14 protein-coding genes are annotated in these 14797 nt (G+C 59.0%); 6 read left to right on the top strand and 8 right to left on the bottom strand.

Going from position 1 to position 14797, the window contains the following annotated elements; genetic code table 11:
- The first annotated feature begins 214 nt into the window (after positions 1-214).
- On the top strand, positions 215-1060 hold the full coding sequence (locus ACXZ66_RS06730) for a hypothetical protein (protein ID WP_458751140.1): 846 nt from the start codon (positions 215-217) through the stop codon (positions 1058-1060).
- Positions 1061-1066: 6 nt separating this feature from the next.
- Here the strand turns inward: ACXZ66_RS06730 and ACXZ66_RS06725 are convergent, their stop codons facing one another.
- Complete coding sequence (locus ACXZ66_RS06725) at positions 1067-2116, bottom strand: D-alanine--D-alanine ligase family protein (RefSeq protein WP_458751138.1); 1050 nt, start codon at positions 2114-2116, stop codon at positions 1067-1069.
- 19 nt (positions 2117-2135) lie between these two features.
- Entirely contained in the window at positions 2136-3134 is a 999-nt protein-coding gene (locus ACXZ66_RS06720) for an NAD(P)H-dependent glycerol-3-phosphate dehydrogenase (RefSeq protein WP_458751307.1), read from the bottom strand.
- Positions 3135-3218: 84 nt separating this feature from the next.
- Here ACXZ66_RS06720 and ACXZ66_RS06715 point away from each other — a divergent pair, with 84 nt between their 5' ends.
- Positions 3219-4220, top strand: a complete 1002-nt coding sequence (locus ACXZ66_RS06715; RefSeq protein WP_458751136.1) for an NUDIX hydrolase — start codon at positions 3219-3221, stop codon at positions 4218-4220.
- Positions 4221-4222: 2 nt separating this feature from the next.
- On the opposite strand, the gene ACXZ66_RS06710 is transcribed toward ACXZ66_RS06715, so the two are convergent.
- The 6 genes from ACXZ66_RS06710 to leuC form a co-directional block, all read right to left on the bottom strand.
- Positions 4223-4849 carry a response regulator transcription factor gene (locus ACXZ66_RS06710; protein WP_458751134.1) on the bottom strand — a complete coding sequence of 209 codons (627 nt, stop codon included), beginning with the start codon at positions 4847-4849 and terminating at the stop codon, positions 4223-4225.
- A 10-nt stretch (positions 4850-4859) separates the two neighbouring features.
- Positions 4860-5990, bottom strand: a complete 1131-nt coding sequence (locus tag ACXZ66_RS06705) for a sensor histidine kinase (protein WP_458751132.1) — start codon at positions 5988-5990, stop codon at positions 4860-4862.
- A gap of 21 nt (positions 5991-6011) precedes the next feature.
- Complete coding sequence (locus ACXZ66_RS06700; RefSeq protein ID WP_458751130.1) at positions 6012-6833, bottom strand: ABC transporter permease; 822 nt, start codon at positions 6831-6833, stop codon at positions 6012-6014.
- Positions 6834-6835: 2 nt separating this feature from the next.
- Positions 6836-7783, bottom strand: coding sequence for an ABC transporter ATP-binding protein (locus ACXZ66_RS06695; protein ID WP_458751129.1), 948 nt, complete (start codon positions 7781-7783; stop codon positions 6836-6838).
- Between the two features lie 160 nt (positions 7784-7943).
- Positions 7944-8540 (bottom strand): 3-isopropylmalate dehydratase small subunit, encoded by a 597-nt coding sequence (gene leuD / locus ACXZ66_RS06690; protein WP_458751127.1) that lies wholly within the window; start codon positions 8538-8540, stop codon positions 7944-7946.
- 27 nt (positions 8541-8567) lie between these two features.
- On the bottom strand, positions 8568-9989 hold the full coding sequence (gene leuC / locus ACXZ66_RS06685) for a 3-isopropylmalate dehydratase large subunit (RefSeq protein ID WP_458751125.1): 1422 nt from the start codon (positions 9987-9989) through the stop codon (positions 8568-8570).
- Between the two features lie 60 nt (positions 9990-10049).
- Between leuC and ACXZ66_RS06680 the strand changes: the two genes are divergently transcribed.
- From ACXZ66_RS06680 to ACXZ66_RS06665, 4 genes are all read left to right on the top strand, one after another.
- Positions 10050-10739: an IclR family transcriptional regulator gene (locus ACXZ66_RS06680; RefSeq protein WP_458751123.1), complete on the top strand. Its 690-nt coding sequence runs from the start codon at positions 10050-10052 to the stop codon at positions 10737-10739.
- 217 nt (positions 10740-10956) lie between these two features.
- Positions 10957-12954: an FAD/NAD(P)-binding protein gene (locus ACXZ66_RS06675; protein WP_458751121.1), complete on the top strand. Its 1998-nt coding sequence runs from the start codon at positions 10957-10959 to the stop codon at positions 12952-12954.
- 67 nt (positions 12955-13021) lie between these two features.
- Complete coding sequence (locus ACXZ66_RS06670; RefSeq protein WP_458751119.1) at positions 13022-13570, top strand: OsmC family protein; 549 nt, start codon at positions 13022-13024, stop codon at positions 13568-13570.
- 97 nt (positions 13571-13667) lie between these two features.
- Complete coding sequence (locus ACXZ66_RS06665) at positions 13668-14531, top strand: SGNH/GDSL hydrolase family protein (RefSeq protein WP_458751117.1); 864 nt, start codon at positions 13668-13670, stop codon at positions 14529-14531.
- The last annotated feature ends 266 nt before the right edge of the window (positions 14532-14797 follow it).

Genomic DNA, 14797 nt, shown 5'->3' with positions numbered 1-14797 from the left:
AAAAGCGCCCCAAATCAGGCCTTTGTGCTTGACTTACAAGACATTAAAATCAGGACTTCGATATCGAACGATAGCCAGGTTTCGATACCACACTTCTGCTTCCTAGGTGAGGCTACGTTTCCTGGGTGGCACCAGACTGTGGATAACTATTTTTTGCTCACAGGCTAGAACCCGCCCCTGTGCACGCGTCTTGTTTCACACCCAGAATATGGGCATGTCACCACTATCAGACACAGAATTAGCGCTAATTAAGAAACACTATGGCACCAAACGTAAGGCGGTGCTCACCGGCATAGCAGCAGCACGCGCAATGGGCCTTAAAACTCTCTCGAGGCTAACAATCGTCGAGTTCTACTTACCGGACGGAGTTAATGCTCCTCCGCGAAAACAGTGGAGCCCTGGAACAAAATACTTCTCCACCACGGTTCCAGTTCAAGTCCACGTCGCAGACCCAAATCTCCGGGTGACCAGCGCAATCCAAACCTTGCTGCACCTCAATAGGCATCACGGCGAACTGGAATGTCTGGTTGCAATGGATTCCGCCCGCCTGCAATGGGACAGCCTTTCGTTAGCAACACTGCACCAAAGAGCTGACTCCCTAAAAAACTCAATCGGGCTACCGGCTTTTCGCGAGACCATCGAGCTTTCTCAAGCCGGAATGGGAAGTCCGCTTGAAACGATTGCACGCTACCGGCTTATCAAGGCTGACCTACCAGGGATTCGGGATATAAGGTTCCAGGTCAAAGTAGAAATTACCGATGCAGAAAAGGTCCGTCACGTTTTCTACGTTGACCAGCTAATTAATAGCTATCTAGTGGTGGAAATAGACGGACGAACCAAATACGACGGCACCTACGGTGAACAGCCAGCAGCGGTGATAAAAATGGAACGAGACCGCGAGAGGCTACTGCGCAGCGCTGGGTTTATAGTAATTCGAACCTATCACGACGGGCTCAAGCAAGAACCGGATGGATCGTGTGCATTCATTCGGGAGGTCCACCGGACGCTAGAGACCGTACCTCCGCCGAAAATTATGCCAAAAACTCAAACCATCCTCTAACCAGCGCTATTTCTTAGCCAGCGCCGTTGCCACCAGCGTATCCAGCAGCTCCGCATAACTAATGCCATCAGCTGCAAACACTTGCGGGTACATAGAAATTGAGGTGAAGCCTGGCAGGGTGTTGATCTCGTTGATCACAGGGCCCTCCGCCGTAACAAAGAAGTCCACGCGGGATAGGCCGGAGCAGTTCAGCGCCTTGAAAGCCTCAATGGCCATGGCCTTGAGCTGGCGAGTGGTTTCCTCATCGTAGGGGCCAGGGATCTCGGCCGAGACAGCATCAGAAAGGTACTTGGTATCAAAGCCGTAGAAGCCTTCCTCGGTGGATTCCGTGCCAATCAACTTCGCAGGTGAAGAGGCCACAATCCTGCCGTCTGGGTATTCCAGCACACCGACCTCTACTTCGTCGCCGACGAGCTCGGCTTCCACAATCACCTTGGTATCGGTCTCGCGAGCCAGGGCAACGGCGGCCGGGAAATCATCCCAGTCAGTCACCTTGTTCACGCCAATCGAGGAACCTCCGTGTGCAGGCTTCACGAACACCGGCAAACCGAGGCGAGCTTTTTGATCCTCGGGCAGGATCTCGTCGTCACGCAAAACTGCTTCATCCGTAACGGGCAGGCTCTCCGCAACCAACAGCTTCTTGGTGTATTCCTTGTCCATGCCGCACGCGGACGCGAGGACGCCGGGGCCGACGTAGGGCACGCCGGACATCTCGAAGAGGCCCTGGATAGTGCCGTCTTCACCGAAGGCGCCGTGCATGACGGGGAACACGACGTCGACGACTGCGAGCGTTTCGCCGGAGCGTGCATCCACGATCTCGCCCTTGCGGCGCGGATCCACGGACAACGCGATCTCGCGGCCCTCGGGCACAACTGGCAACGCCTCCCCGCCGACGGGGTCGAGCGAGCCGGAAGTCCAGGTGCCCTCGCGGGTGATGCCTATGGGGATGATCTCGTACTTGTCTGGGTCAAGCGCCGCCATAATGGAGCCTGCGGAAATGCACGAGATGGAGTGCTCAGTGGAGCGACCTCCATAAACTACTGCTATACGTATCACGAATACAGCCTACTTTCTCTTACTCAGACTTCTTGGATCGACCCATCAGGGCAACAATCATGTCATCAACACTCATACCCTTGTGGCACACGGCGTACACAGCCTGGGTGATCGGCATTTCCACACCGACGCTGTTTGCAAGGTGAAAGATGCTTCGCGACGAGGTAACGCCCTCGGCAACCTGACCATGCGTGGCTTCCTTTGCATCCTCCAAGGTGCCGCCCGCACCAAGCCGGAAACCGAAGGTCCGGTTGCGCGACAGAGGCGAGTTACACGTGGCCACGAGGTCGCCCAGGCCTGCAAGACCGGCGAAAGTGCGCTGGTCGGCGCCGAGCGCCATGCCGAGGCGGGTAATCTCGGCGAGACCGCGGGTGATCACGGTGGCCAGGGTGTTCTCGCCAAGCCCCTTACCCGAAGCCATGCCGCAGGCCAGCGCGATGACGTTCTTGCAGGCACCGGAGACCTCGCAGCCGATGACATCCGTATTGGTGTAGGGGCGCAGATAAGAAGTGGCGCAGGCGGCCTGAACTAACTTGGCGCGGTTCTCGTTGGTGCACGCGATGACGGTGGCGGCGGGTTGTTCCTCGGCGATCTCGCGTGCCAGGTTTGGGCCGGTGAGTACTGCGATGCGGTCGTCGCTGGCGCCGGTGATCTCGGAAATGACTTGGGTCATACGCTTGTAAGTATCGGACTCGATGCCCTTGGAAATGGAAACTAGGGTTGCATCCGGCGGCAACAGTGGGGTCCACACTTGCAGGTTTTCGCGCATGGTTTGGGAAGGCACGGCGAAGACCACAATGTCGGCGCCATCAAGCGCGGCGGCGGCAGACGAGGTGGCGGAAATGGACTCGGGAAGAGTGATTTCCGGCAGGTAGTCGGGGTTAATGTGGGTCTGATCAATGGCCTGAGCAAGCTCGTCCCGGCGCGCCCACAATGTGACGGTGTTGCCCGCATCTGCGAAGACTTTTGCCAGAGTGGTTCCCCAGGAGCCAGCTCCCATCACCGCAACATTGACCATTAAGCGTTCCCTTCCAAAGTAATTATTGGTGCTCATCCTAGTTGAGATAGCGCGCGTGCCTTGATTACGCCACAATAGAAAGTTATGGGCAAGAATAATGCGCTACACGAGACCGATAAAGACGTCTTCGGCGAAAAGCTGGTCACCGGCCGGCTCCAGATCATTCCTTCCAAACCGGGTAAGGAATTCACACGGACAACACTGGCCGCAGGGGCCGTGTTGTGGCGCAAGGATGAGCATGGAAACCGCGAGGTTGCCTGTATCCATCGCCCGGGTTACGACGATTGGTCGCTAGCCAAGGGCAAAGTCGACCCGGATGAGTCACTGCCGGTTACGGCCGTGCGCGAGGTTTTCGAAGAAACCGGTTACCACGTGCGCCTGGGCAAGCTTCTTGGCCGCACTGTGTACCCAGTGCTCGATCGCACAAAGGTGGTCTATTACTGGACCGGTGAGGTACTTTCCGGCGAGTTCACCCCGAACAGCGAGGTCGACGAGATTCGCTGGTTGCCGATGGACCAGGCCCAGGAACTCATGACCTATGACCTTGATCGGGAAGTTCTGGTCAAGGCGGAGAAGCGTTTCAATTTGCCAGCCACCTCGCGGATTCTCTACGTCCGCCACGCAAAAGCCCATGACCGCGCCAAGTGGAATGGCGACGATAACCTGCGCCCACTGGAGAAGAAGGGGCGCAGGCAGGCAGAGATGCTTGTGCCGATGCTCACTCCTTTTGCCCCGACCCGGGTGTTTTCCGCGGAGCCAGATCGCTGTGTGCAGACTGCGGAGCCGCTTGCAGACGAGCTTGGGGTGGACGTGGTCGTCGATAAGCGATTCGGCGACGAGTACTGGCTGGAGCACATGGTAGAGGCGCAACAGGCGTTCATGGAAGTGGTGAATATGGGCGGGACCAGCGTGATTGTGGCGCAGGGCGTGGCCATTCCCGATATGATTGCGTGGCTTTCGGCTAATGGTCGCCTGCCGATCGACGGGGAAATTAAGGCGAAGAAGGGCTCGGTGTGGTCGCTGTCCTTCAATAACGGTGAGCTCACCGGCGCCGATTACATGCCAAGCGCGCTACCGGTGCGCTAAAGCTAGATCCAGCCGCGATCGCGGGCGATGGTAAACGCCTCGAAGCGGTTCTGCGCGCCCACCTTGGTCATCGCGCTAGAGAGATAATTGCGCACCGTGCCCGCGGCCAAAAAGGTCTGGCGGGCGATGTCGTCCACGGAGCCCCCGGCACCGGCGGCGGCGAGTACGTCGGTTTCGCGCTCGGTGAGCGGCGACTCCCCCGTTGAGATGGCCAATGCGGCAAGTTCCGGGTCGAGGTAGCGCCGCCCCGAGTTGACCGCGCGGATGGCCGCGGCGAATTCCTGCGCCGTGGAGGTCTTGGGTAGAAACCCCAGGATGGCAGCTGAGAGCGCCCGTTTAAGTTGGCGTGGCCTGCCATGGGAGGTGATTACCATCGCCTTAGCATCCGGGCTGAGCTGGTGAATCTGCGCCACCGCGTCGATGCCGTCAATGCCGGACATTTGCAGGTCGGTGACAATGACGTCTGCCACCGGCTGGTTCGTGGCCAACTGTTTTTGCCACCAGGCCACCAGTTCCTCGCCGGAGCCCAACACCGCGAGCACCTCGATGTCCTCCTCCAGCCCGATGAGCGTGGCAAGGGAGGACGCCACCAAGGATTCATCGTCGACGATCACCGCGTGAATTGTCATGTTGGACCTCCTAGAAGTTCAGCCGCGCGAAAAACTGTGCGCCGTCTCTTCGCAAGCTTATCGACGAGCCACTCGCCCCGGCACGGCGCTGCAGCGCACTCATCCCTCCGGCGCGGCCGATATCGCCCGAAACACCATCGTTGATCACCTCGACGAAGGCGGGCCCGAGGGTGAAAGTGGCGTAGTTTGCGTGGGCGTGGCGCAGAATATTGGTCGCGGCTTCCCGGATGAACCAGGCTGCCAGTTCGCGGTCGGGTTCGGCGATGTCGAAGGCTCCCCCATGGATCGTGGTCTGGATTCCCGCGTTGGATAGTAGCAAGCGCGCACCCTCAATTTCGGTGGCCAGGTTGATCGAGCGATACCCGTCGACCACCTCGCGCATCTCGGCCATGGATGTTTTGGTCAGGGTTTGGAGTTCGGCGAGCTCGGAGGCCAGGCGATCGTCGTTACGCGCTGCGAGCGCACGGGCAAGCTCGGCCTTGACCGACATCGCGGCGAGGTGCTGCCCGAGGGTGTCGTGGAGTTCTTGGGCGAAGCGGAGCCGTTCCTCGGAGACCTTGAGGGCGGATTCTAGGTAGCGGGCACGTTCGGCTTCTTTGACCACGTTGACCGACCAGATGGACAGCACGATCGCGACGAAGATTAACAAGGAAAATATCGCCATGGTCCACCACGAAAACGCCCCGACTACGAGGAATAACGCGATGATCAACCACCAACGGTACTTCATCCACGGGATGACCACCAAGGCCAGAATCACCGCTCCTCCGCCGATGAAGGTCACACCGGCAAAGGCCCAGGTGCCTGCGGAGAACTCCTCGAGGAGTATTCCGGCGAAAACCGCCACCGTTGAGGCGATGGCGGTGGCAATGCGCCAGGGGCGGACGTTAGCGCGGGGTCGGTTGTTCCACACGGGTTCGAGCTCGGTGACAATGAGCCCGAGTACCGTCAATCCGATGAGCACCACGCACGCGAGGATGACGGCTGGGTGAGTGAAGTCGATCTCGATGCCTGTGACCAGTGCACTATCAAGCAGTACGAGGGCCATGATGCCCACGATCATGATGTGCACGGAAGCACGGAAGTAGAACACGAATCGTTCTACGGAATCCATCTGCTTCCATGTGTTCATCCCCAACATGATGCCTACTTTATCTGCGTGTTAGTCGCGGTGGGAGTCCCAGCGCATGGTGGTTTTTGCCCAGTATGTGGTGGCGAGCGACCAGGCGATTAAGGCGAGGATGGCAGGCCAGGCTTCCACGAGCGTATCGACGAATCCCACGTGGACTTCCCCTGCGCGATCCAGTCCGGACCAGCCGAGATAGGTCAGATCCGAGATTGCTGCAAACGGGGTCAGTGCGATGATATCGGCGATGTTCTCGGGAAACATCGAACGGATAGATTGCTGGGACAACATGGCCAAGCCTATGACCGGCAGTGACGAGATCTGCGCGGCCTCGGCGTTACGGGTATAGGCGGCGGTGACCAGGGCCAGGCTTGAGGCGATGACCAGCCCGGCGAGCATCGCCACGCTAAGCAGCAGGAAGTTTGTGGGGGCGCTGCCGGAGAGAATGCCGATCACGGTGGCGAAGGCAAGGAAGGACAATAGCGTGACGATGGCACCAGGTGTGCAGATGGCCAGGATGATGTTGACGTCCGTGGCTTCACCAGTTCGCAGTCGCTTGAGCACGCGCTCATCGCGGCGTGTGGCCACCATGGACAACACCGAGTAGAACTGCACGAATGTCAGGGAGATCAGGACGAAGATTTCCATGCTCACTGCGGCCGGGAAGTTTGCCGGAAAGTCCTCGGCGATGGCTGCGTAGAGCGCGTACATGGTGCCGGCGAATCCGGCCGGAAAGACCAGGCTCATAAACAGCAGCGTGGGGTTGCGGAAGAATTGTTTCGTTTCGGCTTTAGCTAACGATGAGGTGCGGGAATAGTTGGTGGATGTGGTTTCTGGGGTGCGGGTTTGGGTGGTCATGATTACTGGTCCTTTCCTGCGATGTCGAGAAAGACTTGTTCGAGGCTGGCGACATCGGCGCTGAAGCCGTCAAGGGTGAGGTTGTTGTCCTCGGCCCAGTGGAGAATGGTGAGAACGTCTGCTTGGAGGTTGTCGGTGCTGATTGCGATGGCGTTGCCGTCCCGGGTGATGGCTGTGCCCGGCAGATCTGGCAGAGGGGCTTCCGGTGCCCGGAAACTGATGCGAGCACTCGAGTACTCGGCAATTTCCGAGAGTGTTCCCTCGATGTGGATGGAGCCCTTATGCATGATGGAAATGCGGTCGCACAGGTACTCGGCTTCTTCCAGGTAGTGAGTGGTAAGGACCATGGTCACGCCTTCGGATTTAAGTTCGCGGAGCAGGTTCCACACGTTGCGGCGTGACTCCGGGTCGAGGCCTGTGGTGGGTTCGTCGAGGAAGAGCAGGCTGGGGTTGCCCACCAGCGCGCAGGCGAGGTCGAGGCGGCGCTTTTCTCCTCCGGAGAGCATGCCCACTTTGATAGTGAGCCTGTGGGCGAGGCCGACTCGGTTTAATACCTCGTCGATAGGCAAAGGCGACGAGCACGTGCCCGCCCACATGGTCATGGTTTCTTGAACCGTGAGCTGGCTGGGCAGGCCGCCGTCTTGCAGCACGATGCCCGTTTGGCGGCGGACGTCTTGGCGCTGCGTGATGGGATCCATGCCGAGGACCGCGACGCTACCGGCGGTAGGAGTGGCAAGGCCTTCAAGGATTTCAAGCGTGGAGGTTTTGCCCGCGCCGTTGGTGCCCAGCAGGCCGTAGACCTCGCCGCGCGCGACGGAGAAATCGATCGCGTCGACGGCTGTGTACGTTTTCTTCTTGGTGCCGTAAGTGCGGGTCAGTCCGCGGACAGTAATGACGTCGGTGGAGTGCGTGTCGGTGGGTGTGCGTTGCGTTGCTGTTGCCGTGTTCATGAGAGCGCCTTTCAGTGGACTTTTTCTGTGCTACTTCCACTATCTCGGGAAGATAAAAGTCCAGGTAGAGCTATTCGTCATGAAGCGATCTTGGCATTGTCACCAAAACCCCATGACAAATGTCATGGGGTGGCGGGAAGGCTCTTTGAATTTACCGGGATTAGGAAGAAGCCACAGCAGGCTTGAAGGCTGGGCGCTTTGCCTCGTAGGCCTCGATCGCGTCTTCCTCGCGCAGGGTCAGGCCGATGTCATCGAGGCCCTCCATCAGGCGCCAGCGGGTGTAGTCGTCGATCTCGAAGGTGTAGGTGTTCTCACCCACGGTGACGGTGCGGTCTTCCAGGGACACGGTGGCCTCAAGACCTGGCTCTGCTTCGAGTTGCTTCCAGATCAGCTCGATGTCGGACTCGCTCATGATGCCGGCAAGCAGGCCGGCCTTGCCGGAGTTGCCGCGGAAGATGTCGGCGAAGCGTGGGCTGAACACGGCCTTGAAGCCGTAGTCCATCAGCGCCCAGACGGCGTGCTCCCGCGAGGAACCGGTGCCGAAGTCAGCGCCAGCGAAAAGCACGGAACCGTTCTTGTATGGCTCCTGGTTAAGAACGAAGTTTTCGTCCTTCTTGCGCCAGTTGGCGAACAGGCCGTCTTCGAAGCCGGTGCGGGTGACGCGCTTGAGGTATACAGCTGGGATGATCTGGTCGGTGTCCACGTTGGACGACTGCAGTGGCACGCCAACGCCAGTGTGAGTGGTGAATTTCTCCATGGTCTCTCTCCTATTGGTTGGGGTGATTTACAGGTCGGCCGGGCTGGACAGGTGGCCGGTGATGGCGGTTGCGGCTGCGACCAGCGGCGAGACCAGGTGGGTGCGGCCCCCTGGTCCCTGGCGACCTTCGAAGTTACGGTTCGAGGTGGACGCGGAGCGCTCGCCTGGCTTCAGCTGATCCGGGTTCATGCCCAGACACATGGAACAACCAGCGGTACGCCACTCGGCACCGAATTCGGTAAAGATCTTGTCCAGGCCCTCTTCTTCTGCCTGCTGCTTGACCAGCGTGGAGGAAGGAACGACCAGCATGCGAGTGCCGTCTGCGATCTTCTGGCCCTTGACCACCGAGGCGGCTTCGCGCAGGTCCTCGATACGTGCGTTGGTGCACGAACCCAAGAACACGGTGTCGATCTTGATGTCGCGCAGCGGGGTGCCGGCCTTCAGATCCATGTAGGCCAATGCCTTCTCAGCCGCGGCCTTAGCCTGATCGTCGCCGAAGGACTCAGGGTCCGGCACGGTCTCAGACAGTGGCAGGCCCTGGCCTGGATTGGTGCCCCAGGTAACAAATGGGGTCAGCGCGGAGCCGTCAATGTCGACGACGGTGTCGAATTCCGCGCCTTCGTCGGTAGGCAAGGTCTTCCAGTACGCCACTGCCTCGTCCCAGTCCTTACCCTTAGGTGCGAACTCGCGGCCCTCGACGTAATCAAAAGTCTTCTGATCAGGTGCAACCATGCCGGCGCGGGCGCCTGCCTCAATGGACATGTTGCACATTGTCATGCGGGCTTCCATGGACAGCTTCTCAATGGCCTCGCCGCGGTACTCGATGATGTGGCCCTGGCCGCCGCCGGTGCCAATCTTCGCGATGATCGCCAGAATCAAGTCCTTGGAGGTCACGCCCGGCTGCAGTTCACCGGAGACATTAATGGCCATGGTCTTAAAAGGCTTCAGCGACAAGGTCTGGGTAGCCATGACGTGCTCAACCTCAGAGGTACCAATACCCATTGCGATTGCGCCGAAGGCACCGTGGGTAGAAGTGTGCGAGTCACCACAGACAATGGTCATGCCCGGCTGGGTAATGCCCAGCTGCGGGCCAACGGTGTGCACGATGCCCTGCTGCACATCGCCCATGGGGTGCAGGCGCACGCCGAACTCAGCACAGTTATTACGCAGGGTTTCCACCTGGGTGCGCGAAGTAGCCTCGCGGATCTCCAGCAGCGAGCCCTTGACAATGCCCTCGGTAGGAACGTTGTGATCCTCGGTGGCCAGGTGCAGCTCTGGGTGGCGCATCTTGCGGCCAGTCATGCGCAGTCCGTCGAAGGCCTGCGGGGAGGTCACTTCGTGGAGCAGCTGGAAGTCAATGTAAATCAGGTCTGGTTCGCCGTTTTCGCCCTGCTTAACAACGTGGTCGTTCCAGACTTTCTCTGCCAGTGTCAATGGCTTGTCCGCCATGTTCCCCTCCTTGATTACCTCACCCAGTTTCCCATTAAGTGAGATGCTATTATCCGGTATATGGGAAAGTATAGCGTAGAATCCGGAATTCAGGTACTAGATCGTTCAATCTCGATCCTGCACGCCGTCTCCAGCGGGTCAAAAACCCTCGCCGAACTGTGCGAGACCACAGGAATCCCCCGCGCCACCACCCACCGCCTGGCCACCGCCCTTGAGACTCACCAGATGCTCATCCGCACGTCAGACGGCAAATGGGAGGTCGGCCCCACCCTCAACCGACTGGCAGGTACCGCCCCATCGCGCCTGATCTCCATCGCATCCCCGATCATGGCCAGGCTCGTGGACACCACCGGCGAATCCGTCCAGCTCTACCAACTCACCGGCCACACCCGCACCTGCATCGCCGCCCAAGAACCACCGATCGGCCTCCAAAACACGGTCCCCGTCGGCTCACAACTGCCGTTAACTCACGGTTCGGCCGCCCGCATCTTCGCAGCATTTAGCTCGCTTCACGACGAGCCCTTCTCCCCCTCCGACCTAGCCGCAGTTCGCGAGTCCGGCCTAGCCGAGTCCATCGGCGAGCGCGAAGTAGGCCTGGCCAGCGTTTCGGCCCCCATCTTTGATTCTTCCGGGGCCTTGGTTGCCGCCCTGTCTGTTTCTGGCCCGGCCGAGCGCCTGCGCCCCTCGCCCGCCCAGTGCTGCGGCAAGGAACTGAGCGAGGCCGCCGAGCTGGTTTCGGCGGGCTTATAGGGAATTTTATTCACGGCGTTAGATATTGACGACGCTTCAACATAGTGCACAAAAGTCGACGTAAACAGTCCATTTGCCCAACGTCACCAATATTGGGCCTTTGAGCAAAAGCGGCACCCCACAAAGAAGTCTGAATTTAATAGACAGAATGGTATAGTTTCGGAAAGATTAGCGCGGACCTAGCGGTCTAAAAACTTTTTGAGGAACCTTTCAAACTATGCCACTTTCAACACCTTCCATCGCCCTCATCGGCCTTGGACCCCGCGGCGTATCCACGCTGGAGCGCCTCATTGCACGCCTAAATACAGTGGAAAACCCGCCAGAGCGCCTCGAGCTGCACCTGATCGACGACGCACAACACGGCGGCGGAAAAGTCTGGGACATTAACCAAACCAAGGCGCTGTGCATGAACACCTTCGCCCACGGCATGACGCTCTTTGCCGAGCCGGGCGCCAGCGTCGAGGCTCCTGTTGTCGAAGGCCCTACCATCTATGAGTGGGTCCGCCTCCACCTCGGCGATACCTCCGAGGTCTCCCCTGAGAAGCTGGCCTTCGTCGAAAAGCATCCGCTTGAACCCGAGGTCAACGAGCGCTTCAGCGACGAAGAACTCCAGGCGATCCACCCCGAGTCCTACCCACCGCGCGCCCTGTACGGCTATTACCTGCTCTGGTTCTTCCACTCCATTCTCAAAGATGTCCCGGAGTGGGTCACGGTTATCCAGCACAAGGCGCGTGCGACCAAGACTGAGTCTGTCGACGACCACGATCTAATCACCCTGGACAACGGCGAGGAAGTCACTGCCTCTGCCACGATCGCGGTAACCGGCTGGCAAAACCAGGGCTTAGGTGAGCAGGAAAAGTGGATCAAGAAGACCTTAGAGGCTCACGAAAACCTCAAGTGGATTCGCGCCGATAACCCCATTGAGCAGGACATTGACTCCATCGAGGCTAATGAAAGTGTACTGGCGCGCGGACTTGGCATGGGATTTTTCGACGTTTTGATCATGACCACCGTCGAGCGCGGGGGCCAGTTTGTCGAGGACGAAAACGCCTCCGGCGGAGTGCGCTACATTCCCACTGGCAAGGAACCTACCTTCTACGCCAGCTCGCGCCGCGGCTATCCATTCATGCCGCAGTCCGATGATGGCGGGCTGCCTCCTGCAGCTGAAATCCCACGGCTGAAGAAGGTGGTTGCGCAGCTTTCGTCGCGAAGCGGAAAGCGTTCCATCGACTACGACGTGGAGGTCTGGCCGGCCGTGCTGCGCGACGCGTATCACGCGTATGTGAAGACGCTGGCGCGCGTAGAACCGGAGGCACTCAAGGCCGACCTGGACACGATCGTTGCAGCTATCGACGACGCCGAGGTCGACGCCAGCGTGGTTTTCAACGGCGTGACTGCCATGGACGATGTGATCACCGAGTACACCACGAAGCGCTTTTCCTTGCTGCGTTGGCTGCACCTGATTCCGGCAACTTTTGACAATACTGAGGAACTGACCGCCTACCTTGTCCAGCGCATGCAGGAGGATTTGAGCGACGCCGAGGGCGGACTAGACAGCCCTGTCCGTGCTGCGTTGTGGTCGATCGGATTCTCGCGTAAGCCAACGCAGGTACTCGGTGCGGAAGGTCGCTACACGGTGGAATCGCGGCACCACATGTTCGACAAGGCGATTGCGCTGGGTCAGCTGGCGTGCTCCGGACCGCCGATCTTTAGAACGCGCCAGCTGCTTGCGCTCGTCGATGCCGGGATCGTGCGCTTCATCGGCGCACATCCTTTCCTCGATACCGACCGTCACACCGGCGAGTGGACCATGAGTTCGCCGTCGTCGGGCGGGGTGCGCTATAAGGGCACCACGCTTCTCGACGCGTGGGTGAACAAACCCGATATTCGCCGGAAACCCGTGGATGCCTTCACCCTGAACCTGGTAGATAGCGAGCGCGTGCGTCCCTTTACCGATCTGGCGAAGGACGGCACTGAGCTGCCGACGGGTTCTGTGGACCAGCACCCGGTGACTCGTCGGGTGATCAATCCCGACGGTGAGCAGGACCCACGTCTGCACATGGTGGGCATTCCGGCGCACTCGCAGTACCCGGACACCACGATCTCGCCGCCGATCCCCGGCACGGATCCGTGGTTTATCCAGGAGACTGACAAGGCAGCGAACAGTGCGGTTACTGTTGCACTCAGTTCAGTTTCTGCGAACCAAGCGGTCTAGCAATTTAATTCAACCCGGACTATGGTGAACACCGTAGTTTCACACTCAGCTTTCAAGGAGCATATAAATGTCTGATCTGACGCCAAACCACAACGACGGCGAAGTTCTGGAGCCAATTGACAAGGACAAGCTGGCATCGCTTGCCCAGAAGAACATTGACAATCCAGAGGGCGGCCGCCGCACCATCAAGACGCACACCGAGGCTGACGGTCTTTTCCGCAACTACACCCAGATCCGCGATCTGGAGCCGGTTTTGGTTTCCGAGCCACCAGCATTGCTTGGCGACGATTCCGCGCCGAATCCAACCGATACCGCGCAGGCCGGCCTTGCTGCATGCATCTCGGTGGGCATCCAGGCTATTGCTACCAACCGTGGTGTGAACCTGACCAAGATCAACATTGACATCGAGAGCGACATTGACATCTCCCCTACCTGGGGCGTTGGCGACCTCGGCGAGCACAAGCGTCCAGGTGTTTCCGATGTGCGCGTTTCCGTTGACTTGGACGGCGACGCAGACCGCGAGACCCTGCAGAAGATCGTGGATGACGCAATCCAGTGGTCGCCAGTGGTGAACACCTACACCCGCCCAGCGAACCTGACCCACAAGCTGGTCTAGTTCCCGCGCGTTTCATCCCGGTTGCTCGAAATTGGTTTTCGAGCAACCGGGTTTTGTTTTCGAGCATCCGGTACGCCAAGGGCTAGTGTTGAGCGATATGAAGAAGATCTGGACTTTAACCGCAGTCACGCTTCTCGCCGCTGGGGCCCTCACCGCGTGCGGATCCCAACCTGCCCAGGAGACGGCAGCCCCTACTCCCATAGAAGTGACGTATCACCACTACGTTGCCCTCGGCGATTCCTACGCGGCCATGGGTTCATTCAGCGGAGACACCACTGGCCCAGAAGCCTGTGTGCGCTCGGTTGACAACTACCCCACCCTGATTAGCCAACACGACCGCGTCGAAGTTACCGATGACGTCACCTGTTCTGGCGCAACAACAGAAGATATTTTGGCGCCGAGTGGCGAAGGCGCCGACATGATTGCACCTCAGGCGGACGCGCTCACTCCAGAAACGGACCTAGTCACGGTTACCATCGGCGGCAACGACATCAATTTCCCCGTCTTCGCCGACTGTTTCCAGGATGCCCTTCTGTCCGGAACCCATTCGGATTGCTCGGAAGAGTACGACAACGCCGAGCTGCTAGCTAATATCGACGAAAACCTGTCCAACGTCTACACCACCATTGCGGAGCGTTCACCCAACGCCTACGTGTACGTCACCGGTTACTTGCCGCTGCTCAATGCCGAAGGCGAGTGCCCAGATGCCTACTTCGTCTCCCCGCAGGACCGCGCCTGGGCCGTAGATCTGACGAATCAGCTCAACGAGCACGTAGCGAAGGTCGCAGCGGACCATGGGTGGGCCTATGTCATGCCGGCTAATGCGCAAGACCACACAGTCTGCGCCGCACCCGAGGACCGGTGGACCGACGTGACGGGCATCGAAACTGATACCTACCCGATGCACCCGACCCCACTCGGCCAGCAGGCTATGGCCGACGCGATCATGGAAAAGATCTAAAATCCACCGGTGATTCCAGGCAATGAAAAACCGCATCCACGGGGGTTGTGGATGCGGTTTTCTGAACCCGTCTGAAAGGAACGGACTCTACTGCGAAGCTAAGTCATCTTGCGGAGGTTTCTCTAATCCGGGTTCGTGCTTACCCGTAACTACGTCCGCGGTTTCATAAGTGGGTGACGTGCATATATACAGTGGAGTTCATTCGCTATTCAAATCTTCAGGCAGCTGATACCTTTGGTATTTCTCGGGCGTAAGCTCCGTAACTT

This window comes from Corynebacterium sp. S7 (assembly GCF_054401105.1).
The sequence above is the reverse complement of the archived record's forward strand: the minus strand, read 5'-3'. Positions and strand labels throughout refer to the sequence as shown.

Coding starts and splice junctions, on each gene's coding strand:
- ACXZ66_RS06730 (WP_458751140.1), top strand. CDS start 215: ATGTCACCACTATCAGACACAGAATTAGCGCTAATTAAGAAACACTAT.
- ACXZ66_RS06720 (WP_458751307.1), bottom strand. CDS start 3,134: ATGGTCAATGTTGCGGTGATGGGAGCTGGCTCCTGGGGAACCACTCTG.
- ACXZ66_RS06715 (WP_458751136.1), top strand. CDS start 3,219: ATGGGCAAGAATAATGCGCTACACGAGACCGATAAAGACGTCTTCGGC.
- ACXZ66_RS06710 (WP_458751134.1), bottom strand. CDS start 4,849: ATGACAATTCACGCGGTGATCGTCGACGATGAATCCTTGGTGGCGTCC.
- ACXZ66_RS06705 (WP_458751132.1), bottom strand. CDS start 5,990: ATGTTGGGGATGAACACATGGAAGCAGATGGATTCCGTAGAACGATTC.
- ACXZ66_RS06700 (WP_458751130.1), bottom strand. CDS start 6,833: ATGACCACCCAAACCCGCACCCCAGAAACCACATCCACCAACTATTCC.
- ACXZ66_RS06695 (WP_458751129.1), bottom strand. CDS start 7,783: ATGAACACGGCAACAGCAACGCAACGCACACCCACCGACACGCACTCC.
- leuD (WP_458751127.1), bottom strand. CDS start 8,540: ATGGAGAAATTCACCACTCACACTGGCGTTGGCGTGCCACTGCAGTCG.
- leuC (WP_458751125.1), bottom strand. CDS start 9,989: ATGGCGGACAAGCCATTGACACTGGCAGAGAAAGTCTGGAACGACCAC.
- ACXZ66_RS06680 (WP_458751123.1), top strand. CDS start 10,050: ATGGGAAAGTATAGCGTAGAATCCGGAATTCAGGTACTAGATCGTTCA.
- ACXZ66_RS06675 (WP_458751121.1), top strand. CDS start 10,957: ATGCCACTTTCAACACCTTCCATCGCCCTCATCGGCCTTGGACCCCGC.
- ACXZ66_RS06670 (WP_458751119.1), top strand. CDS start 13,022: ATGTCTGATCTGACGCCAAACCACAACGACGGCGAAGTTCTGGAGCCA.
- ACXZ66_RS06665 (WP_458751117.1), top strand. CDS start 13,668: ATGAAGAAGATCTGGACTTTAACCGCAGTCACGCTTCTCGCCGCTGGG.